The sequence below is a fragment of the Pseudomonas sp. NPDC087804 genome (genome assembly GCF_044742965.1).
Classification (GTDB): domain Bacteria; phylum Pseudomonadota; class Gammaproteobacteria; order Pseudomonadales; family Pseudomonadaceae; genus Aquipseudomonas; species Aquipseudomonas rustica.
The window spans coordinates 152037-173559 of record NZ_JBIUVN010000009.1 but is presented as its reverse complement, the minus strand read 5'-3'; the positions used below and the strand labels follow the sequence as shown (position 1 = coordinate 173559).

The window sequence follows — 21523 nt, the reverse complement described above, 5'->3', positions numbered from 1 at the left end:
AGTTGTTAAAGAGCGGTTGGTTAAGATCTTTCATCTCAACCGAGGCGCGCATTCTACAGCAGCCTCATTTGCTGTCAAGTGATTATTTTCAGAAGTTTTCGAAGAATTCTTCAACAACTTCAACCACTTGCGCTTCAGATCTCTCGTCAGCGGGAGGCGAATTCTACAGCGTTACACGCTGCTGTCAACACCTCTTTTTCAACTTCCTTTTGGCTTCGATGAACTGAAGCAACCTGCTGCCGAAAACTGCGTAACTCATTGAATCTCAAGGAGTTTTCCGTTTCGACTGCGCCGGAAGTGGGGCGAATTATAGACGCATGAAATCTGCCGTCAACCCCTGATTTCATTTTTCTATCGATAAAAGCAAAAAGCCTGCTTATATATAGACGCCATCGTAGCGAATGCGCAGTATATTGCCCAACAACTCAAAAATGCCTGCTATATATCCTGGATGACGCCTCCGCTATGAATGACCAACCCCGCTCGCTTGCCTCAATGCTGTTCCCGGTTGGCCTGCTATTAATAGCCATGGCATCGATTCAGTCCGGCGCCTCGCTGGCCAAAAGCATGTTTCCGGTGGTTGGCGCCCAAGGCACTACGACCCTGCGACTGATCTTCGCCAGTGTGATCATGCTTCTATTGCTGCGTCCATGGCGCGCCAAGCTGACGGCCAAGTCGCTGCGCACGGTCATTGTCTACGGCATGGCATTGGGCGGGATGAACTTCCTCTTCTATATGTCATTGCGCACAGTCCCACTAGGGATCGCCGTCGCACTGGAATTCACCGGGCCGCTGGCCGTCGCCATTTACGCATCACGTCGCGCTATCGATTTTCTCTGGATTGGTTTGGCGGCTGCAGGCTTGTTCCTTCTGATCCCCACAGGCGCTACTACTGCCGGCATTGATCTGGTCGGTGCAGGCTATGCGCTGGGCGCGGGTGTCTGCTGGGCTCTCTATATATTGTTCGGTCAGAAGGCTGGCGCGGACAATGGTGTAACGACCGCAGCATTGGGCGTGATGATCGCCGCGCTGTTTGTCGCGCCCATCGGCATCGTGCATGCCGGCGCTGCTTTGCTGACGCCCTCGCTGATCCCGATTGCCATTGGTGTCGCCATCCTTTCCACCGCCCTGCCCTACACCCTGGAAATGGTTGCACTCACCCGCATGCCCGCGCGCACCTTCGGCACCTTGATGAGTATCGAGCCCGCATTCGGTGCGCTATCAGGCCTGCTGTTTCTGCAGGAATACCTGACGTTGTCACAATGGATGGCGATTCTGTGCATTATTCTCGCCTCCGTCGGAGCTACGCTGACCATGGGCAGCGGCGCGAAGCCCGCCATTGCGGCCGATTGAAACAGGATTTGACGAAGGTCTGGCATTTGCCGCTTATTTAGGCCATGTTTAGTCCGTTAACCCAGTGTCAGGCATGGATTTTTTCGAATACGGACGTCAGAACGCTTCAAGCGCGATCGCATACAGGCAGACCAGAGCAACAGACTTCTGGCTGCCATAAGGACGGTAATGAAACGAATTTTGATATTGATCGCCATACTCGCAGTTGCAGGCTGCGCGGCGACATCGGAAACCCAGGTAAAACGCGGTAAGAAGGGGCTGCACATCAACTGTTCAGGGCTGTCGTCCTCCTGGGACAAGTGCTACACCCACGCCGCCAACGCCTGTGCCCCCAAGGGCTATAAAGTCATTGCCAAATCGGGGGATGGCGTCGAAGAGCCTGGCGATTATCCTTTCGGCCTCAACCCTGCCGGCTACACCAGCCGCAGCATGATTGTCATCTGCAAATAACTCATTGCGGTCTGGCGATCTGCCGAGCGATTTCCTCCTGACTGGACTTCAGCACTGTGTGCTGAATGTCCGGTGTGGCCAGCATACGCGCCACCACCAACGCCCCGACACATTGCGACAGCACTGACCACGCCAGGCTGTCGCTCTCCAATATTTTCGCCCAACTCTCCTGCAACCGGCAGATCCACAGCTCTGCCTGCTCACGCACTTGAATATCAGAACGGGCGATCTCCGCACCCAGCGATGGCAAGGCACAGCCGGACTCAGGCTGCTCGACATGGGCCATGCTCAAGTAATGTTTAAGACACCGCTGCAGTCGTTCGTGATCCTGAGTGCCCTGCCCGCCCAACCGTTCCAGGCTCTGGCCCAATTCGCGCTCGACGATAGCGGTAAACAACGCATCCTTCGACGCGAAGTGACTGTAGAACGCCGCACCACTCAAGCCGATAGCCTTCATCAAACCATCGACGCCTACCGTAGAAAACCCTGAACGCTTTGCCGACAGCGAACTGCTCTGCAGCAGCTTTTCCCGGGTTTCCAGCTTGTGACTGGCGGAGTAACGCATATGTTTGCCCTCGAAATTGACCGCCTTGACGTTGTTGAAATCCTAGCATAACGTTCGTTCACTTAACGATCGTTTAGCAAAGGGATCTACCCATGAATAACAAGAAGGTCGTGTTGGTTGTCGGAGCCGGCGATGCTACGGGCGGCGCAATTGCCAAGCGCTTTGCCAAAGAAGGATTCGTTGCCTGCGTCACAAGACGCAGTGCCGACAAATTGCAGCCGCTGGTAGACGCGATTCAGGCAGACGGCGGCGAAGCACACGGTTTCGCCTGCGATGCGCGCAAGGAAGAAGACGTGATCGCGCTGATCGAAGACATCGAAACCCGCGTCGGCCCGATCGAAGCGTTCGTCTTCAACATCGGCGCCAACGTGCCGTGCAGCATCCTCGAAGAAACCGCGCGCAAATATTTCAAGATCTGGGAGATGGCCTGCTTCTCGGGTTTCCTCAATGCACGCGAAGTGGCCAAGCGCATGGTCACGCGCAATCGCGGCACGATCCTGTTCACTGGCGCTACCGCCGGGTTACGCGGAGCTTCAGGGTTTGCCGCATTCGCCGGCGCCAAACACGGTATCCGCGCACTGGCACAAAGCATGGCAAGGGAATTGGGGCCGATGAACATCCATGTCGCCCATGTGGTGGTCGACGGTGCGATCGATACCGACTTCATTCGCAACAGTTTCCCGGAGAAATACGCCACCAAGGATCAGGACGGCATTCTCAACCCCGAGCACATCGCCGAAAACTATTGGTACCTGCACAGTCAACCGCGCGATGCCTGGACATTCGAGCTGGATTTGCGTCCATGGAACGAACGCTGGTAAACCCGCCGCCCATAACAATAATGAGAGTTCAGCAAACATGACGAAAACCGTGGAGTTCTATTTCGACCTCGGCAGCCCTGCCACGTATCTAGCCTACAGCCAATTGCCAAAAATCTGCGCAGAAACTGGCAGCGAATTGATCTATATCCCGATGCTGCTCGGCGGCGTGTTCAAGGCGACCGGCAACGCCTCCCCCGCGATGATCCCGGCCAAGGGTCGCTATATGTTTCAAGATCTTGATCGCTATGCAAAACGCTACGGCGTGCCGCTGAAATTCAACCCGCACTTCCCAATCAACACGTTGATGCTGATGCGCGCCGTCACGGGCATCCAACTGCGTCAGCCGGAACGCTTCCAAGCGTTTATCGATTGTCTGTTCACAGCGCTTTGGGTCGATGGCCGCAGCATGGACGAACCGCAAACCGTCGCAGCGGTATTGAGTAAACACGGTTTCGATCCGCAGGAAGTACTGGCGCTGACCAACGACGAATCCGTCAAAGCTGTGTTGAAAGAGAATACCGAGACTGCGGTTAAACGCGGCGTGTTTGGCGCACCGAGCATGTTCGTCGGCAACCAGTTGTTCTTTGGTCAGGATCGACTCGACTTCGTCGAAGAGGCATTGCGCCAGATCTAGTTCGAAGCCATCACTCGGGCGCTGGCGACAGCGCCCGAGCGTCAATCGTTTAGATGGCAGCAGTACGCGTGTTCAACCACTCCAGCGCAGCACCTTCCAGCAACGGGCTCAAACGCTCACGCACTTCAGCGTGATAGGCGTTGAACCACTGTTTCTCTTCCTGAGTCAGCAGCGCCGGCACCAGGCAGCGAGTGTCGATCGGGCACAGGGTCAAGGTTTCAAACTTGAGGAATTCGCCGAATTCGCTGCTGCCCGCCTCGCGATTCATCGCCAGGTTCTCGATGCGCACACCCCAACGACCCGGACGATAGGTACCCGGCTCGATCGAGGTGATCATGCCCGGCAACATCGCGGTTTGCGGTGCTGGCGCGGCTTGGTAGGCAATCACCTGTGGGCCTTCGTGAACGTTGAGGAAATAGCCAACGCCGTGACCGGTGCCGTGACCGTAGTCGACGCTCTCAGCCCAGATCGGCGCGCGGGCGATGGCGTCGAGCAGCGGCGACAGAATGCCTTTCGGGAACTGCGCTCGCGACAGTGCAATCACGCCTTTGAGCACGCGCGTGCAATCGCGTTTCTGCTCTTCGGTTGGCGTACCGACCGGCACCATCCGCGTAATGTCGGTGGTACCGCCGAGGTACTGACCACCCGAGTCGATCAGCAGCAGGCCATCACCCTCGATCACCGCGTGCTCTTCTTCGGTGGCGTGATAGTGCGGCATCGCGCCATTGGCGTTGAACGCGGCAATGGTGTTGAAACTCAGCGAGACATAATCCGGACGACGTTCACGGGCAGCCGTGAGTTTCTCGTCGATGGTCAGCTCGGTAATCCGCTCACGACCCCAGGCCGACTCCAGCCAGGCGAAGAATTCGCACAGCGCCGCGCCGTCCTGCTCCATCGCTTGGCGGATGTGCTGAGCATCGGCTTCACTTTTCTGCGACTTGGCCAGTGTTGTCGGGTTCAGGCCTTCGACCAGTGATACGCCGCTGTCGAGGTTTTCCAACAGACCACTGGTGACCCGCGCCGGATCCACCAGCACACTCGAACCACTCGGCACGGCGCGCAAGGCTTCAGCGACTTCACGGTAGTCACGCAGGGTGACACCATCGGCTTCCAGCACGGCGCGCAAATCCGCATCAACCTTGCTCAGCGCCACGAACAACGTGGCTTGCTGTTGATTGATCAACGCAAAGGACACAAACACCGGGTTGAACGACACGTCGCCGCCGCGCAGGTTGAACAGCCAGGCGATGTCGTCGAGGGTGGCGATGAAGTGCCAATCAGCGCCGCGTGCCTGCAAGGTTTCGCGCAGTTTGGCGAGTTTCTCGCCTCGGCTGACGGTCGCCTGTGGTGGCAGATGCTGATAGATCGCTGCATTCGGCAGCGTCGGGCGATCGCTCCAGACTTCCTGCAACAAATCGATGTCGGTACGCAGACGCGCGCCACGCGCTTCGAGTTTGCTGCTCAACGTGCGCGCCGAGGCCACAGCCATTACTGCGCCATCGACGGCGACCACGCCACCTTCCGGCGTTTGCTCAGCCAGCCAGTCCAGCGGACTCGGCTGACCCGGCTGCAACTTGACCAGTTCGATGCCGCTGCCGTTGAGTTCTTTAGTTGCCTGTTCCCAGTAACGGCTGTCGGCCCAGACGCCGGCGAAATCGTTGGTGACAATCAAAGTGCCCACCGAACCGTGGAAACCCGACAGCCACTGCCGGCCCTGCCAGTAACCCGGCAGATATTCCGACAGATGCGGGTCGGCAGACGGCACCAAGAGTGCGTGAATGCCTTCGCGACGCATCAGCTCGCGGGTGTGCGCCAGGCGCTGGGGCACCGATCCTTCGGTCAAGGTCTGGGTACTCATCATGTCTCCTGCTAATCACTTCATCGTTATTGTTCGTAGCCGTTAGGTCGGCTGGTTTACAGCCCTGTCGCCCAGAATGCCGGAGCACTGGCGCAGGCGGTCTTGATCAGTTCGCAAGCCTTGTCGATATCGTCGGCGGTGGTGAAACGGCCGAGGCTCAAGCGAATGGTGCGCCCGGCCAGGTGCGCGTCATGCCCCAGCGCCAACAGCACGTGAGACGGTGCGTTACTCGCGGAGTTACACGCCGAAGTCGCGGAAAACGCGATCGAATGGCTCAACGCGGCGCTGTTGAATTCGCCTTCGCTGAACGTCAGGCTCAAGGTGTGCGGAATGCGCTGACTGGCGCTGCCATTGAGGCGCACGCCGGGCAGGCTCAGCAATTGTTCGAGCAGGCGTTCGCGCAACGCGACAATCGTGCTTTTTTCGTCATCAAACGCGGCAGCCGCCAGCGCAAACGCCGAGCCCATTCCGGCGATCTGATGAGTTGCCAGCGTCCCGGAACGCAAGCCACCTTCGTGGCCGCCACCGTGAATTTGTGCCTGCAGCTTTTGCTGTGCCCGTGGGCCGACATATAACGCGCCGATGCCTTTGGGGCCATAGAGTTTGTGCGCCGAAAACGACATCAGGTCGACCGGCCACTGCGCCAGATCGATCGCCACTTTGCCGGCCCCCTGCGCCGCATCGACGTGAAACAGCGCTTCTCGATTGCGCACGATTTCGCCAATCGCTTGTACGTCGTTGACGGTGCCCAACTCATTGTTGACCAGCATCAGCGACACCAGAAAGGTGTCCTCGCGCAGCGCTTCACTGACCGCCTGCGGCGTGATCAGGCCATCGGCGTCCGGCACCAGATAGGTCACGGCGATGCCGGCGTCCTGCAATTGGCGGGCGGTATCGAGAATGGCTTTGTGTTCGATCTGACTGGTGATGATGTGGCCGCCGGACACGCCGCGCGCCTGCGCCACGCCTTTAAGGGCGAGGTTATTGGACTCGGTGGCACCGGACGTCCAGACAATCTGTTCGGCTTGAGCGCCCACCAGTTCGGCGACTTGCCGGCGTGCCTGCTCGACCGTGTGCCGGGCCTGCTGGCCGAAGGCGTGGGAGCTGGAAGCCGGGTTACCGAAGTTACCGTGAAACCCCAGACATTCGATCATCACCTGGATGACCCGCTCGTCCACCGGGGTGGTGGCGGCGTAATCGAAATACAACGGACGTGTGTTCATAAAAGACTCGCAGAGCGTGTTCCGGGATCAGGAGGCTCGTGTCTGCAAACGGCACCGCGCAGCCTTGTGAGCTGCGCGTCGGTTCGAGAGCGTCATCAATACCTGATCGGATGCCGTTAAAGAAGAACAACTTCATTTAAAAGTGCGTAGGAACGCTCCTGAAGCGAGCTTAACAGGCATCGGGCCGCGGGTTGAAGGCTATGCGTCAGTGAAAGCTTTCGAGAAGTAACGGGTACAGCGAAATCACCAGCAGCGCGGCCATGCCCCAGTTGAACACACGCAACCAGCGCGGATCTTTCAACACATTGCGCAACAGCGTGCCACAGGCAGCCCAAACGCCGACGCTCGGCAGATTGATGATGGCGAAAACGGCGGCAATCACCACGACATTGGTGAAATAACCCTGCATCGGCGTGTAGGTGCTGATTGCGCCGATGGCCATGATCCACGCCTTTGGATTGACCCACTGAAACGCCGCAGCGCCGAGATAACTGATCGGTTTGGCCTCGCCCTGAACGTTGTCGCCCACCGGCCCCGAGTGAGCGATTTTCCACGCCAGATACAGCAGATACGCCGCGCCGACGTAGCGCAGGATCGTATAAAGAATGGGATAGGTTTGAAACACCGCGCCGAGCCCAAAACCGACCGCCACCACCAAGACGAAAAATCCGCAGGTAATGCCTAGCATGTGTGGAATGGTGCGGTTAAAGCCGAAGTTCACGCCCGATGCCAGCAACATGGTGTTGTTCGGCCCCGGCGTAATCGAGGTGACAAGGGCAAACAGGGCAAAGCCCAGCAGCAGATCAAGCGAGAGGGTCATGGTGGGCAATCCGTCAGGGGCATTCAGGTGTTGACCCTATCTCACGCCACCGCGCAAACCCACGGACAGTTGAGTAAAACTTCCAGCAGTACAGTTTGTTATCAGCTAGGGCGACCGTGCAGCTGTACAGCTCGCTCGGCGCTCATCTCACCTTGTTTATCGAAGCCGAAAGTCTTCTGTGGCTGGCCGAGCAGTTGGGCTTTTTTCGCGTGATATTCGTCGAAGGACAAACCACTGCGGTTCAGCGCTTCCATCGCCAGTTCGCGTGATTCTTCTGCGCTGTAAGGGCGCAATTCTGGCGAAACGTGACCGGCACAACCAGCAAGTACGGAGACAGCGAGCAGCAGCGAAACAGTCAGTAAATGATTCATGGGAGCGTCCTGGCGAGCAGTGGTAGTCGATGGACAAAGGCTACGCCCGGGCTCGCTCGCGCAGAAATCAACGCTCTCAATAGTGGCTATCAGGATTTTCGCAGAGCCTCAGACATATTCGTTAACGATCTATAAATATCGATTAACGGTCTTTTGCGGAATAACAACTAGCCTTTATAACTTCTCCCCATAGGCGCTTCAGTGTTGCTCCAGCAACTGTTGCTCAGGCAACAGCGGTTCAACAAAGCCACCTCATATTCGTACAAACGGCCGCTAGCAAAACACTCAAAGCCCCGCCACACCGGGCCTCCAGGAATTGGTACAGCGTTTGCTCAAGCCCAGTGACTTAGCCACTGCTCGCTGAGCAACTGTTGAAAACAAGGAATTGATCATGTCGCGTCCTCTGAAAGTCGTCGCCCTCTCCGGCGGAACCTGGCGTCCCTCGCGTACGTTGGTGCTGACCCAGGCCTTGCTGGCCGAACTCGCCGGGCATTTGCCGATCGACAGCCATCTGATCGAACTCGGTGACATTGCCCGTCCGCTCGGCGGTGCCCTCTCGCGTCAGGAGCTGAGCGCCGAAGTCGAGGCCGAGCTGCAAGCCATCGAACAAGCGGATTTGCTGATTGTTGCAGCGCCGGTTTATCGCGGTTCTTACCCGGGGCTGCTCAAGCATTTGTTCGACCTGATCGACCTCAATGCGCTGATCGATACCCCGGTGCTGCTCGCTGCCACCGGTGGCAGCGAACGGCATGCGCTGGTGCTTGATCACCAATTGCGCCCGCTGTTCAGTTTCTTCCAGGCCGTGACCTTGCCGATTGGTGTGTACGCCACCGAGGCCGATTTCGCCGACTACCAGATCACCAGCGAGCCGCTGAAAGCGCGCATCCGTCTGGCCGCCGAGCGCGCTGCGCCGCTGTTCGCCACGCAAATCAAACCGTTGCTGAAGATCGCTTAAGGAGCTGTTCATGGATGTTTTCTGGTTCCTGCCGACCCACGGCGACGGCCACTATCTGGGCACCACCCAAGGTGCGCGCCCGGTCACGCTCAACTATTTGAAACAAGTCGCGCAAGCCGCTGACAGCCTCGGTTATCACGGTGTGTTGATCCCGACCGGGCGTTCCTGCGAGGACTCGTGGGTGATCGCCTCGGCACTGGTGCCGTTGACCGAACGCCTGCGTTACCTGGTGGCGATTCGACCGGGGATCATCTCGCCGACCGTTTCGGCACGGATGGCGGCGACGCTGGATCGATTGTCCAATGGCCGCTTGCTGATCAACGTGGTGACCGGTGGCGACCCGGATGAAAACCGTGGCGACGGCAGCTTCCTCAGCCACAGTGAACGCTACGAAGTCACCGATGAATTCCTGAAAATCTGGCGCCGCGTGCTGCAAGGCGAATCGGTGGATTTCGAGGGCAAGCACCTGAAAGTGCAGAACGCCAAAGCGCTCTACCCGCCTGTGCAGAAACCTTACCCGCCGCTGTACTTCGGCGGCTCCTCCGATGCGGCGCATGATCTGGCCGCCGAGCAGGTTGATGTCTACCTGACCTGGGGCGAACCTCCGGCGGCGGTCGCAGAAAAAATCGCTGATGTGCGCGAACGCGCGGCGCGTCACGGGCGCACGGTGAAGTTCGGTATTCGTCTGCACGTGATCGTCCGCGAGACCGCCGAAGAGGCGTGGAAAGCCGCAGACAAGCTGATCGAGCACATCAGCGACGAGACGATAGAAGCGGCGCAGAAATCCTTTTCGCGGTTTGACTCCGAAGGCCAGCGGCGCATGGCGGCGTTGCACGATGGCCGTCGCGACAACCTGGAAATCGCCCCGAACCTGTGGGCCGGTGTCGGTCTGGTACGCGGTGGCGCGGGGACGGCGCTGGTTGGCGATCCGCAGCAAGTGGCGGCGCGGATCAAGGAGTACGCGGATCTGGGCATCGAAAGCTTCATCTTCTCCGGTTATCCGCATCTGGAAGAGGCTTACCGCTTTGCCGAGTTGGTGTTCCCGCTGCTGCCCGAGCCGTACGCGAGCCTGGCCGGGCGTGGCGTGACCAACCTTACCGGGCCGTTTGGCGAAATGATTGCCAATGATGTGCTGCCCACCAAAGCCACGGCATAAACAAATCCCCTGTAGGAGCTGCCGCAGGCTGCGATCTTTTGATCTTTTTTTAAAAAATCAAAGGCAAAAGATCGCAGCCTGCGGCAGCTCCTACACAGGAAGATTGAATTCAGGAGTGTTGGTGTGACTGCCAAACCGCAAAGTACCCTGTTATCCCCGCTGCAAACCGCCCGCCAACTGGCCGCCGAGTTTGCCCTCACCGCCGTCGAACGCGACGAGCGCGGTGGCACGCCGAAAGCCGAGCGCGATGCTCTGCGCGACAGCGGCCTGCTGGCCCTGAGCATTCCCACCCGCTACGGCGGCCTCGGCGCGACGTGGAGTGAAACCCTGCAGATCGTCCGCGAGTTCGCCAAGGTCGACAGCTCTATCGCTCACGTTTTCGGCTTTCATCATCTAATGCTCGCCACAGTGCGCCTGTTCTCGCGACCGGAACAATGGCAGCCGTGGTTCGAACAGACCGCGCGGCAGAACTGGTTCTGGGGCAACGCGCTGAACCCGCTCGACACCCGCACCGTGGTCAAAAACCTCGGTGGCTGGCGTGAGTTTTCCGGGAAGAAAAGCTTCTGCTCCGGCGCCAGTGATTCGCAGATGCTGATTGCCTCGGCGGTCGATGAAAGTGCGGGCGGCAAGTTGCTGATCGCGGCGATTCCCAGCGGCCGCAGCGGCATCACTTTGCACAACGACTGGAACAATATCGGCCAGCGTCAGACCGACAGCGGCAGCGCGACGTTTGAACGGGTGCGTGTCGAAGAGTCGGAGCTGCTGCTTGATCCGGGCCCGCTGAGCACGCCGTTCGCCTGCCTGCGGCCACTGATCGCGCAGCTGACTTTCACGCATATGTTTCTCGGGATTGCCGAAGGCGCATTCGAAGAAGCGCGGCAGTACACCCTCAAGGAAACCCGGCTCTGGCACAAATCCTCGGCGCGCGAGGTGCGTGAAGACCCGTATGTGCTCGCGCATTTCGGCGAGTTCTGGGTGGCCCTCGAAGGCATTCGTTTATTGGTCGAACGCGCGGCGGCGTTGCTGGATGAAGCGTGGGCGAAAGGCGCAAACCTCAGCGCCGAAGAACGCGGGCATGTCGCCACGGCGATTGCCACGGCCAAAGTCGCGGCCAGTCGTCAGGGTCTGGAGATTTGCAGCCGTCTGTTCGAAGTCACCGGCGCGCGCTCGACCCACGCCTCGCTGCGTCTCGACCGGCACTGGCGCAACTTGCGCACGCAAACCCTGCACGATCCGCTGGATTACAAACTCCATGAACTGGGCGACTGGGCGCTGAACCAGTCGCTGCCGGTGCCGACTTTCTATTCCTGACCTGTCTGCATTTGAACTAAAAAGAAGGACGAGCCCATGCAACTGCTGACCTTACCGCCCTCACCCGCGCTGGCCACGTCGATCCGTGCCACCGCGCAGGTGTTCGAAGATCCGAAGTCCCAAGCCCTGCTCGCGCATTTGCAACAGGTTGCACCGAGCGAGGCCAGCGTGCTGATCATCGGCGAGACCGGTACCGGCAAGGAGTTGGTGGCGCGGCATATTCATAACCTGAGCAACCGTCGCCATCGGCCGTTTATCGCGGTCAATTGCGGCGCGTTTTCCGAGTCGCTGGTCGAGGCCGAATTGTTTGGTCATGAAAAAGGCGCGTTCACTGGCGCCTTGAGCGCCAAGGCTGGCTGGTTCGAAGAGGCGGACGGCGGCACCTTGTTTCTCGATGAGATCGGCGATCTGCCGATGGCGATTCAGGTCAAGTTGTTGCGCGTGTTGCAGGAGCGCGAAGTGGTGCGGCTCGGTTCGCGTAAAAGCATTCCGATCGATGTGCGGGTTTTGGCCGCGACCAACGTGCAACTGGAAAAAGCCATCAATGCCGGCAATTTCCGTGAGGATCTGTATTACCGCCTCAACGTGGTCAATCTGGAACTCAGTCCGTTGCGCGATCGCCCCGGCGACATCCTGCCGCTGACTCGGCATTTCATTGAGGCCTACAGTCAGCGTCTCGGTTACGGGCGAGTCAGCATCAGCCTCGGCGCCGAGCACAAACTGCGCGGCTACAGTTGGCCGGGCAACATCCGCGAACTGGAAAACGTCATCCATCACACCTTGTTGATCTGCCGTAACGGCGTAATTGAACGTGATGATTTGCGCCTGTCCAATCTGCGCATCGAGCGCCCGGACGATCATCACAACAGCGCTGACGACTCACCGGAAGCGTTGCTGGAGCAGGCCTTCCAAAAACTCTTCGCGCAACAGGCCGGCGCCCTCCACGAAAAAGTCGAAGACGCGTTGCTGCGCGCGGCTTACCGCTTTTGCCATTACAACCAGGTGCACACCGCCGCCCTGCTCGGCTTGAGCCGCAACGTCACGCGCACACGGTTGATCAAGATCGGCGAACTGGCAGTGAACAAGCGCCGGGCACCCGCCAATCTGCACGGCGAACGCCTGCTTCAACTGTCGATCTAGCCGACCAGATTGCAGTGCAGCGCATCGTCGTGACTGCGGGCGATGCTGCTTAGCACCTGAAAGGAATTGAAGGTGATGGTTTTCGCTTGATGCGTGTGGATCAACTGCCAAAAGTCCTGCTCGCCGCTCTCGAAACTGCGAAACGCCGCCTCCCCCGCTTCGCGGGTCTGCCATTGCAGAAAACTCAATACGCGCCGGCCATCGTCGCTGGCCTGCACGCTGGCACTGACAAATCCCGCGTAGCGCTGGGCCAGACGTTCAGTCTGTACCGACAGCGCATTGACCAATGCCGGCTGCTGACGTGGTTCGATTTCGAATTCGATCAACTGGGTGAAACTGCGATTTTTCGCTGTTGCTTGCATGAAAGTCCCCACTTGGCTGTAAGGCGAATCTTGCGACTCGAAGGCCTGCAGGGTAAAACCTCTAGTTAAGTCAAGGTCAACAGCTGTTTTCAATGATCAGCAAAGAACATGTGCACAAGCAGCTAACGGTTGGCGAAGTCGCGGCGCGCAGTGGCGTGGCGGTGACGGCGCTGCACTTCTATGAATCGAAGGGACTGATCAAGAGCCAGCGTAATGCCGGCAATCAGCGGCGCTATCCGCGTGAGGTGCTGCGGCGGGTGGCGTTGATCAAGGTCGCGCAACGGCTGGGGATTCCGTTGGCGGAAATTGGCGAAGCGCTGAAGATTTTGCCGGATGACCGTGCACCGACGGCGGCGGATTGGCGGGTGTTGTCCGAGCAGTGGCGGCGGGAACTGGATGAACGGATCGAGCAGTTGACGCTGCTGCGGGATCGTTTGAATGGCTGTATTGGCTGTGGCTGCCTTTCAATGGAGGCCTGCCCGCTGCGCAATCAGGGCGATGTATTGGGTGAACAAGGGCCAGGGCCGCACTTCCCTAAAAATTGATGGAAAACCCCTGTGGCGAGGGGATTTATCCCCGCTGGGCTGCGGAGCAGACCCAAAACCTGCCTCCCTATTCCCTCAGACATACCTCATTGACTGACTTAGGGTCTGCTTCGCAGCCCAACGGGGATAAATCCCCTCGCCACAAAGACTGGTTTCCATCGCTCAATTTTGGTGCTGCTCGTCGGGCAAAAATCTGCACTGCGCCGACAGTTCTATAGTGATTCTTCACCTCGCAAAACAACAATCAGGGAGAAGGTCATGAGCGTCAAACCCATTCCCGAGGGGTATCACAGCATCACCCCGTACCTCGGCATTCACAAAGCCGCCGAGGCCATCGAGTTCTACAAAAAAGCGTTTGGTGCCACCGAAGTCATGCGCCTGTCCATGCCCGACGGCGGCATTGGCCACGCCGAACTGCGCATCGGTGACAGCGCGATCATGCTCGGCTCGCCGTGCGATCAAGGGCCGTTGAGCAATCCGGATCAAGCGGTGTCGGTTGGTTTGCATCTTTATGTGACGGATGTCGACAAGTCATTTCAGCGAGCGCTGGATGCCGGGGCGACGTCGGTGTCGGAGGTCAAGGATCAGTTTTACGGCGATCGCAGCGGGACGTTGAAGGATCCGTATGGGCATCTGTGGTTTCTGGCCTCGCGCAAGGAGGATTTGACTGAGGAGCAGATCAGGCAAAGAGCGATGGAGATGTTTAGCCAGGGTTAGGTTTTGCAGTGTTTGCATAGGCGCTATCGCGAGCAGGCTCACTCCTACAGGGGGACTGCATTCCAATTGTAGGAGTGAGCCTGCTCGCGATGGGGCCGGTACTGACAAACAAATCACACTTCATGAACCCGCCCATCACGCTTTGCGCCTTGCCCCAAACCCCGGACGCTTTCAGGATGCAGGCCACAAGAACCCTGAAACAAGGATCAGCCCGATGTTTGCCGGATTCCTCAAAGACCAGCGCCACGTCAATGGCGTCGACATTGCCTACCGCGTCGGCGGCAGCGGGCCGGGCCTGTTGCTGTTGCACGGCCATCCGCAGACCCATGTGATCTGGCACAAGATTGCCGAACAACTCGCCGAACATTTCACCGTGGTCGCCGCCGACCTGCGCGGTTACGGCGACAGCAGTCGCCCCGACGCTGACGAGTTGCACCTCAGCTACTCGAAACGCGAAATGGCCCGCGACAACGTCGACTTAATGCAAGCGCTGGGCTTCGAGCAATTCTCGATCCTCGCCCACGACCGTGGCGCGCGCGTCGCTCATCGCCTCGCCCTCGACCACCCCGCCGCCGTGCAACGCATGATGCTGCTGGACATCGCCCCGACCCTGGCGATGTACACCCAAACCAACGAAGCCTTCGCCCGCGCCTACTGGCACTGGTTCTTCCTGATTCGCCCGGCGCCGCTGCCGGAAACGCTGATCGAAGCCAACCCGGAAGGTTATCTGCGCAGCGTGATGGGCAGTCGCAGCGCCGGCCTCAAACCGTTCACCGACGAAGCCTTCAGCGAATACCGCCGCTGCCTGCAACAACCCGGCAGCGCACGCGGCATCTGCGAGGACTACCGCGCCAGCGCCGGCATCGATCTGGAACACGACCGCGCCGACATCGCCGCCAATCATCATTTGGGTTTGCCGCTGCGGGTGCTGTGGGGCGCCGAAGGCACCGTCGGCCTCTGTTTCGATCCGCTCAAGGAATGGCAGCAAGTGGCGACGAACGTCACCGGCCAGGCCCTGCCCGCCGGCCATTACATCGCCGAAGAAGCCCCCGAACTGTTGCTTGCCGAAGCGCTGGCCTTCCTGCGCTGAACAGAGCTTGTAAATCGCGGTGCTATGCTGGCGGCTTCTGCCGCCAGCGTGCGTTTTGACATGTCCCAGAAGAAAGACTCCGTGCCCCTGCCCGAAGACCTGCGTGTGCTGCTCACCGTGATCCGCAAAAACGGCTTTGCCGCCGCGGCCGATGAGTTGGGCCTGTCGCCCGCCTATGTCAGCAAACGCATCCAGATTCTCGAAACCACCCTTGGCACACGCCTGCTGCATCGCACCAGTCGGCGCGTCTCGCTGACCGAGGATGGCGAGCGTGTGCAGCGCTGGGCGTTGCGCATTCTTGATGACTTCCAGCAACTGCACGACGAACTTTCCGACGCCCACGACAGACCGCGTGGGCGTTTGCACATCTGCAGCAGTTTCGGTTTCGGTCGCAATCACGTGGCGCCAGCGGTGTCGCTGTTGGCCGAGCGCTACCCGGAACTGCAGATTCGTCTCGACCTGTTTGATCGGGTGGTGGACATCATCAACGAAGGTTTCGACCTGGAGATCCGCGTCGGCGACGACATTCCCGGGCAGCACATCGGTCGACGTCTGGTGAGCAATCGGCGCGTGCTGTGTGCAGCGCCGAATTATCTGCAACGACGTGGCACGCCGCTGACGCTGGATGACTTGCAGCAGCACGACTGTCTGGTGATCAAGGAACGCGACAACGCCTTCGGCATCTGGAATCTGGATCGCGAGGGCGGGCAGGAAAGTGTGCGGGTCAGCGGGCCGTTGTCGTCGAACAATGGCGAGATTGTTCTGCAATGGGCACTTGATGGGCGCGGGGTTTTGCTGCGTTCACTGTGGGATGTGAAACCGTTGCTGGAGCAAGGGTTGCTGGTGCAGGTGCTGGAGGATTACGGGCAGAGCGCGAATGTCTGGGCGGTGTACCCGACGCGGTTAGCGAATTCTGGGAAGTTGAGGGCGTGTGTGGAGTTTTTGCAGGGGCATTTCAAAGAGTTGTCTGTTTAGAAGATCAAAAGATCGCAGCCTGCGGCAGCTCCTACAGGGCAATGTGTTCCATGTAGGAGCTGCCGCAGGCTGCGATCTTTTTGGTCAGGACAACCAGGGATTACTGGCCAGGTGTTGGCGTTCGAACTCGTGGATCTGTTCGCGGCGTTGCAAGGTGCTGCCGATCGCATCCAGCCCCAGCAACAGCGAAGTTTTGCGCAGGGTATCGATCTGGAAATCGATCACACTGCCATCCGCCAAACCAATCTGCTGCGCTTGCAGATCAATGCTGATCCGCGCCGTTTCAGCCTGACCCACAAGCTGCCCGATCCGCTGCACCTGCGCTTCTTCCAGGGTGATCAACAACACCCCGTTACGCTGGCAGTTGTCATAAAAGATTCCGGCGAAACTGCTGCCGATCAACGCGCGAACGCCCAACTGCTGTAACCCCCACACCGCGTGCTCACGACTGGAACCGCAGCCAAAATTCGGCCCGACCACCAAAAAACTCGCACCCCGCCATGCCGCTTGATTGAGCACGAAATCAGGATTGGGCCTGCCATCCGGCAAAAATCGCAGATCGAAAAACACCCCGCGATCCAGCCCTTGACGATCGATGCCCTTGAGAAACTGTTTCGGCATGATTACGTCGGTGTCGACGTTGGCCGCCAGAAACGGCGCGGCCTGACCGCTGACTTGAGTGAAGGGTTGCAGGCTCATGGGCGTTCTCCAAAGTGGCGGATGTCGGTGAGTCGACCGCTGATCGCAGCAGCGGCGACCATCGCCGGGCTCATCAAATGCGTGCGTGCGCCGGCGCCCTGGCGGCCTTCGAAATTGCGGTTGGTGCTGGACGCGCAGCGGTCGCCGGGAGCGAGTACGTCGTCGTTCATCGCCAGGCACATCGAGCAACCGGACTGGCGCCACTCAAAACCGGCGTCGAGAAAAATCTGCGCCAGCCCTTCGGCTTCGGCTTGCGCACGCACTTCGCTGGAGCCGGGCACGATCATCGCGCGTACGTGCTCGGAGACGCGTTGCCCGCGCACGACGCTGGCGGCATCCCGCAAATCTTCGATCCGCGCGTTGGTGCATGAGCCGATAAACGCGTGGCTGATGACGATGTCGCTGAGCGCCATGCCCGCTTCGAGGCCCATATAGTTGAGGGCGCGGCGCATGTCCTGACGCAGGATCGGGTCGCTGATCAATTGCGGATCCGGCACTCGCGCACCGATGGCAGCGGCCTGATCCGGGCTGGTGCCCCAGGTCACCATTGGTTCCAGCCCACTGGCGTCGAGGTGTATTTCGCGATCGAACACCGCGCCGGGATCGCTGCGCAATTCGCGCCATTTTTCCACGCCGCGATCCCACAACTCACCTTGGGGCGCACGTGGTTTGCCTTTCAAGTAGCTGAAGACTTTCTCGTCCGGCGCCATAAAGGCCCCGCGCGCACCGGCCTCGACGGCCATGTTGCAAATGGTCATGCGCGCTTCGACGCTCAAGGCATCAATGGTCGAACCGCAGAACTCGATGGCGTAACCGGTGGCCCCGGATGCGCCGATCTGGCCAATCAGCGCCATGATCACATCCTTCGAGGTCAGGCCCGGCGCCAACTCGCCATCCACCGTGACGCGCAGGCTTTTCAGGCGTTTGTAGACCAGCGTTTGCGAGGCCAGCAAGTGCTCGATTTCAGAGGTGCCGATGCCGACCCCGAACGCGCCGAGTGCGCCGTAGGTCGTGGTGTGGCTGTCGCCGGCCGCGATGACCATACCCGGCAGGATGAAGCCTTGCTCCGGAGCGATCACGTGTTCGATGCCTTGGCGCTTGTCGAGGATGTCCAGCAGTTCGATGCCGAAGTCCCGGCAGTTCTCCGCCAGATACGACACTTGCCGCGCACCGCCGGCATCGGGCATCGCGGCGATGCGCACCGGCGTGGTCGGGTTGACGTGATCGACCACCGCCAGCGCCGTGCCCGGCCGCCACACTTCGCGCCCAGCCGCGCGCAAGCCACTGAACGCTTGCGGGCTGGTGTATTCGTTGATCACCTGACGGTCGATATACAGCAGCACATGCCCCTGATCGTCGAGACGGCAGACCGTGTGGGAATCGATGTGTTTGTCGTAAAGGGTTCTGGGGCTCATCAGGGCATTCACTCAAGCAATCCAAGTGATTCCCATCATAGGCAGGCGCTGCCGCCCATCAATTGCCAGACAGTGATCGCGCAGATCATGAAACGTGTTCAATCCCCCGAACACCACAAACCCCCTGTGGGAGCGGGCTTGCTCGCGAAGGCGTCGTGCCAGCCAACATCCACGCAACAGACACACCGCCTTCGCGAGCAAGCCCGCTCCCACAGGTTTTCCGCGTGAAGGCGGATTGCGAAACATTTGCTTTCATATCGCCTTTCGGGATTTGCGTCGCTCATTCGTCTTATAGAGATGCAGGCCGTTCGCGTAGGCAAAAGCCACGACCGGTCGTTCGGGGACTGCTGTGCTGCGAAGCCCGTGGTGCCGCGCCCTTCCATCGAAATCAAGACGCGCAATCATGTCGAAGAAATCCCGCTCCAAACTGTGGTTCCTCGTTCATAGCTGGCTGGCGTTACCGATCTGGTTCTTTGTGCTGATCGTCTGTGTCACCGGCACGCTGGCGGTGGTCAGCCAGGAAATCGTCTGGCTGGCAAACCCGCAAATGCGCGCCAGCCAACCGACCGACGACTCACCGCTGCTCAGCTACGACCAGGTACTCGCGGCGATCAAAAAAGCCGAACCACGCACCGTGGTCGAGAGCATCAGCCGCCCGGATGAGTCGCATTTTGCCCTGGACGTGCAGGTCAGCTACCCGGATGGCCGCGAGCAGACCGTTTACGTCAACCCGTACACCGGGGTGATTCAGGGAGTCGCGCCCGACTTCAACTTCCAGGCCTTTACCCGCGCCCTGCATGGCTGGTGGCTGGTGCCGTTCACCAACGGTTTCAGTTGGGGCTGGTACCTGGTGTCGTTCCTCGGTCTGCCGTTGCTGGCTTCGCTGGTGACCGGGCTGGTGGTTTATAAACGCTTCTGGAAAGGATTCTTTAGTCCGACCCTGCGCTTTCGCCACGGCGCGCGAATTTTCTGGGGCGATTTCCACCGCCTCAGTGGCATCTGGTCGATCTGGTTTATCGCCGTGATCTCGATCACCGGCACCTGGTTTCTGATTCAGGCGCTGCTGTTCGACAACCACATTTCCATCTCCAGCGAACCGATCATTCCGGCGATGTCCCGTGAAGCGGTGCCGATCTCGGCCGACGGCAGCCCGCCGCCGCGCATCAGTCTGGATCGCGCCATTGAAATCGCCCAAGAGAAAATCCCCGGCCTCGAAGTCAGCTTCGTCAGCCTCCCGGCCAACGCCTATACCCACCTCAACGTCGGCGGTCGCGGCTGGTATCCGTTGATGTTCCAGACCGCGACGCTCGATCCTTACAGCGGTGAGTTGGCCACTTCACGTTTGTTGAGCGACCGCACGTCGCTGGAATTCGTTACCGAATCCATGCGCCCGCTGCACACCGGCGACTTCGGCGGGTTGTGGATCAAGTTGATCTGGTTCTTCTTCGGCCTGCTGCTGAGCATGATGGTGCTCAGCGGTTTGCTGATCTGGACCAAACGCACGGCGCTGGCCACGGCCAATGCTCTCAAGCGTGAATCGAAGAAAAACCGCGTGCAGGCGCAACCGGCGATGCGCCGGGAAACGTCGGAGGTCAACCCATGAGCAAGTCCGCAGCTTTGCCGCAACCGTCGCGCTTGAGCGTGTTCTGGCACAAATGGCGTTTCCATATCAACGTGCTGTTGCTGCTGATCCCGCTGGGTTTCATGCCGAAATACTTCGCCGATGTCGCGCTGTTTCGCGGCGATGCCGGCCTCGGTGAACGCGAAGTCGGCGAAATCGCAGTCGGCCCGTGGAGCCTGCGCCTCGCCGAATTGCGCAACGAGGCGCCACGTCTGGAAGGCCCGGCCGGCTACATGAAAGGCTTCAACGCCGCGCTTTGTGATGCTTGCATCGACAAAGTCAAAGCCACTTATCTGCGCATCGGCAAACCGCGCAGCCTGCGCGCCGCCGGGGTGATTTTCTTCGGCGCGCCGTACCGCATGGGCGCGCAGTTGCCGGTGCCGGAGAAAACCAAAGCCGACGCCGAACTGTGGATCACCATGGAAGGCTGGGACGGCAGCATGCATCAGGCCTCGATTCCCCTGAGCCAGGCCTCCCCCGCCACCATTGCCTGGCTGACTCAACAAGGAGCCAAACCATGACCCGCTCGCAACGCCCTTCCCGCCTGCGGCTGAGCGCCGCGTTGCTGGTGCTCTGCGCCGGTTTCAGTGGCAGCGCTCTGGCGCATAACCCGATGTGCGAATGCAAAGCCATCGACGCCGACCAGATCAAATGCACCGGCGGTTTTTCCGACGGCAGCGGCGCCCCCGGCGTGACCCTCGACGTGATCGGTTACGACGAAACCATTCTGGTACCGGGCAAGCTTGGCAGCGATTCGACGCTGACCTTCAAAAAGCCCGGCGCCGAATTCTACGTGCTGTTCGACGCGGGTCCCGGCCACGTCGTCGAAATCGACCAAGCGGATATTGAGGCCCCATGAGTACGCCCACCACCCAAGTCGTCCGTCCGGCCGGTGCCGGCCATGAAACCCTCAATGTGTTGCTGTTGTGCCTGCTGATTCTGGCGGTCGCCGGTTCGGTGGTGGCGTGGCGCGGGGTGTCGCATGAGCCGGAACCGGTCGCCAGTCATCAGTTCGATGCGCGCCGCGATCTCAGTGCTTCCGAGCAGGGCATCTACGCCGATCTGCGGGTGACCCTCGACGAAATCCGTCTGCTGCGCGAAGAACAGCAAACCTTGCCGACCCCGCAAAATCTGGCCGAAGAAGGTTTTGCGCCGTTTGCTCAGGATGCGAGTTCGGTCAGTCGCGGCGGTCATGCCTGGCAATTGCTGGCCGACACTGCCTATTTCGGCCACAGCCAGGCACCCGCCGTCGCCGGTTCGTTCTTGATGCTGTTGAGCGCCGATCACAGCGCTGCACCGGACATCTGGCTCAACCGCGATGCCGATCTCAAAGTGCCGACCGAACTGACCGACGCCGCCCTGTCCGCGTCGGGCTGGAAACAGATCGTCGCGCAATACGATGCCGGGGTTACCCGCGAACATCGCCATTGATTCCTCGCCCT

General features: G+C 59.6%; 24 protein-coding genes. 16 read left to right on the top strand and 8 right to left on the bottom strand.

Going from position 1 to position 21523, the window contains the following annotated elements; genetic code table 11:
- Positions 1-465: 465 nt before the first annotated feature.
- Positions 466-1353 carry a threonine/homoserine exporter RhtA gene (gene rhtA, locus ACIOMO_RS15205; RefSeq protein WP_159815690.1) on the top strand — a complete coding sequence of 296 codons (888 nt, stop codon included), beginning with the start codon at positions 466-468 and terminating at the stop codon, positions 1351-1353.
- 168 nt (positions 1354-1521) lie between these two features.
- The gene (locus ACIOMO_RS15200) at positions 1522-1803 is read left to right on the top strand and encodes a hypothetical protein (protein WP_053122157.1); all 282 of its coding nucleotides are present in this window, start codon (positions 1522-1524) and stop codon (positions 1801-1803) included.
- Position 1804: 1 nt separating this feature from the next.
- Here the strand turns inward: ACIOMO_RS15200 and ACIOMO_RS15195 are convergent, their stop codons facing one another.
- Positions 1805-2368: a TetR/AcrR family transcriptional regulator gene (locus tag ACIOMO_RS15195; RefSeq protein ID WP_212543655.1), complete on the bottom strand. Its 564-nt coding sequence runs from the start codon at positions 2366-2368 to the stop codon at positions 1805-1807.
- 92 nt (positions 2369-2460) lie between these two features.
- Here ACIOMO_RS15195 and ACIOMO_RS15190 point away from each other — a divergent pair, with 92 nt between their 5' ends.
- Together ACIOMO_RS15190 and ACIOMO_RS15185 are read left to right on the top strand one after the other, a co-directional pair.
- Positions 2461-3189 (top strand): SDR family oxidoreductase, encoded by a 729-nt coding sequence (locus ACIOMO_RS15190; RefSeq protein WP_212543656.1) that lies wholly within the window; start codon positions 2461-2463, stop codon positions 3187-3189.
- Between the two features lie 37 nt (positions 3190-3226).
- Complete coding sequence (locus tag ACIOMO_RS15185) at positions 3227-3823, top strand: 2-hydroxychromene-2-carboxylate isomerase (RefSeq protein ID WP_401241697.1); 597 nt, start codon at positions 3227-3229, stop codon at positions 3821-3823.
- Positions 3824-3872: 49 nt separating this feature from the next.
- Here ACIOMO_RS15185 and ACIOMO_RS15180 read toward each other — a convergent pair whose 3' ends face one another.
- The 4 genes from ACIOMO_RS15180 to ACIOMO_RS15165 form a co-directional block, all read right to left on the bottom strand.
- Positions 3873-5681, bottom strand: coding sequence for an aminopeptidase P family protein (locus ACIOMO_RS15180; RefSeq protein WP_400751710.1), 1809 nt, complete (start codon positions 5679-5681; stop codon positions 3873-3875).
- 56 nt (positions 5682-5737) lie between these two features.
- Positions 5738-6904, bottom strand: a complete 1167-nt coding sequence (locus ACIOMO_RS15175; protein WP_212543659.1) for an aminotransferase class V-fold PLP-dependent enzyme — start codon at positions 6902-6904, stop codon at positions 5738-5740.
- A gap of 205 nt (positions 6905-7109) precedes the next feature.
- Positions 7110-7724, bottom strand: coding sequence for a LysE family translocator (locus tag ACIOMO_RS15170; RefSeq protein WP_053122169.1), 615 nt, complete (start codon positions 7722-7724; stop codon positions 7110-7112).
- A gap of 101 nt (positions 7725-7825) precedes the next feature.
- Positions 7826-8095, bottom strand: a complete 270-nt coding sequence (locus ACIOMO_RS15165; protein WP_053122171.1) for a hypothetical protein — start codon at positions 8093-8095, stop codon at positions 7826-7828.
- A 391-nt stretch (positions 8096-8486) separates the two neighbouring features.
- On the opposite strand from ACIOMO_RS15165, the gene msuE reads away from it, so the two are divergent.
- The 4 genes from msuE (at position 8487) to ACIOMO_RS15145 (ending at position 12657) form a co-directional block, all read left to right on the top strand.
- The gene (gene msuE / locus ACIOMO_RS15160; protein ID WP_053122173.1) at positions 8487-9050 is read left to right on the top strand and encodes an FMN reductase; all 564 of its coding nucleotides are present in this window, start codon (positions 8487-8489) and stop codon (positions 9048-9050) included.
- 10 nt (positions 9051-9060) lie between these two features.
- The gene (gene ssuD / locus ACIOMO_RS15155; RefSeq protein WP_053122175.1) at positions 9061-10206 is read left to right on the top strand and encodes an FMNH2-dependent alkanesulfonate monooxygenase; all 1146 of its coding nucleotides are present in this window, start codon (positions 9061-9063) and stop codon (positions 10204-10206) included.
- Positions 10207-10329: 123 nt separating this feature from the next.
- Positions 10330-11517 carry an acyl-CoA dehydrogenase family protein gene (locus tag ACIOMO_RS15150; RefSeq protein WP_212549079.1) on the top strand — a complete coding sequence of 396 codons (1188 nt, stop codon included), beginning with the start codon at positions 10330-10332 and terminating at the stop codon, positions 11515-11517.
- A gap of 36 nt (positions 11518-11553) precedes the next feature.
- Positions 11554-12657, top strand: a complete 1104-nt coding sequence (locus tag ACIOMO_RS15145) for a sigma-54 interaction domain-containing protein (protein WP_401241691.1) — start codon at positions 11554-11556, stop codon at positions 12655-12657.
- Here the strand turns inward: ACIOMO_RS15145 and ACIOMO_RS15140 are convergent.
- Entirely contained in the window at positions 12654-13019 is a 366-nt protein-coding gene (locus ACIOMO_RS15140; protein ID WP_053122181.1) for an antibiotic biosynthesis monooxygenase, read from the bottom strand. The two genes, ACIOMO_RS15145 and ACIOMO_RS15140, sit on opposite strands and share 4 nt — an antisense overlap.
- Positions 13020-13111: 92 nt before the next feature.
- On the opposite strand from ACIOMO_RS15140, the gene soxR reads away from it, so the two are divergent.
- From soxR to ACIOMO_RS15120, 4 genes are all read left to right on the top strand, one after another.
- The gene (gene soxR / locus ACIOMO_RS15135) at positions 13112-13564 is read left to right on the top strand and encodes a redox-sensitive transcriptional activator SoxR (protein WP_401241688.1); all 453 of its coding nucleotides are present in this window, start codon (positions 13112-13114) and stop codon (positions 13562-13564) included.
- A gap of 258 nt (positions 13565-13822) precedes the next feature.
- Positions 13823-14281: a VOC family protein gene (locus tag ACIOMO_RS15130; protein WP_401241685.1), complete on the top strand. Its 459-nt coding sequence runs from the start codon at positions 13823-13825 to the stop codon at positions 14279-14281.
- A 214-nt stretch (positions 14282-14495) separates the two neighbouring features.
- Positions 14496-15371, top strand: a complete 876-nt coding sequence (locus ACIOMO_RS15125; RefSeq protein WP_401241682.1) for an alpha/beta fold hydrolase — start codon at positions 14496-14498, stop codon at positions 15369-15371.
- A 24-nt stretch (positions 15372-15395) separates the two neighbouring features.
- Positions 15396-16346 (top strand): LysR substrate-binding domain-containing protein, encoded by a 951-nt coding sequence (locus ACIOMO_RS15120; protein ID WP_401241680.1) that lies wholly within the window; start codon positions 15396-15398, stop codon positions 16344-16346.
- A gap of 84 nt (positions 16347-16430) precedes the next feature.
- On the opposite strand, the gene leuD is transcribed toward ACIOMO_RS15120, so the two are convergent.
- Both leuD and leuC read right to left on the bottom strand, forming a co-directional pair.
- Complete coding sequence (gene leuD, locus ACIOMO_RS15115) at positions 16431-17045, bottom strand: 3-isopropylmalate dehydratase small subunit (protein ID WP_401241677.1); 615 nt, start codon at positions 17043-17045, stop codon at positions 16431-16433.
- Positions 17042-18460: a 3-isopropylmalate dehydratase large subunit gene (leuC, locus tag ACIOMO_RS15110; RefSeq protein WP_401241674.1), complete on the bottom strand. Its 1419-nt coding sequence runs from the start codon at positions 18458-18460 to the stop codon at positions 17042-17044. The genes leuD and leuC overlap by 4 nt, the downstream gene beginning before the upstream one ends.
- Before the next feature lie 403 nt (positions 18461-18863).
- On the opposite strand from leuC, the gene ACIOMO_RS15105 reads away from it, so the two are divergent.
- Genes ACIOMO_RS15105 through ACIOMO_RS15090 form a run of 4 tightly spaced genes read left to right on the top strand, consistent with a single transcriptional unit; the run spans position 18864 to position 21512 of the window.
- Positions 18864-20063, top strand: coding sequence for a PepSY domain-containing protein (locus ACIOMO_RS15105; protein ID WP_159815143.1), 1200 nt, complete (start codon positions 18864-18866; stop codon positions 20061-20063).
- Positions 20060-20602: a hypothetical protein gene (locus tag ACIOMO_RS15100; RefSeq protein ID WP_053122195.1), complete on the top strand. Its 543-nt coding sequence runs from the start codon at positions 20060-20062 to the stop codon at positions 20600-20602. The genes ACIOMO_RS15105 and ACIOMO_RS15100 overlap by 4 nt, the downstream gene beginning before the upstream one ends.
- Positions 20599-20940, top strand: a complete 342-nt coding sequence (locus ACIOMO_RS15095; protein WP_401241671.1) for a hypothetical protein — start codon at positions 20599-20601, stop codon at positions 20938-20940. The genes ACIOMO_RS15100 and ACIOMO_RS15095 overlap by 4 nt, the downstream gene beginning before the upstream one ends.
- Positions 20937-21512, top strand: a complete 576-nt coding sequence (locus ACIOMO_RS15090) for a DUF6162 family protein (RefSeq protein ID WP_401241668.1) — start codon at positions 20937-20939, stop codon at positions 21510-21512. Before ACIOMO_RS15095 ends, ACIOMO_RS15090 begins: the two co-directional genes overlap by 4 nt.
- The last annotated feature ends 11 nt before the right edge of the window (positions 21513-21523 follow it).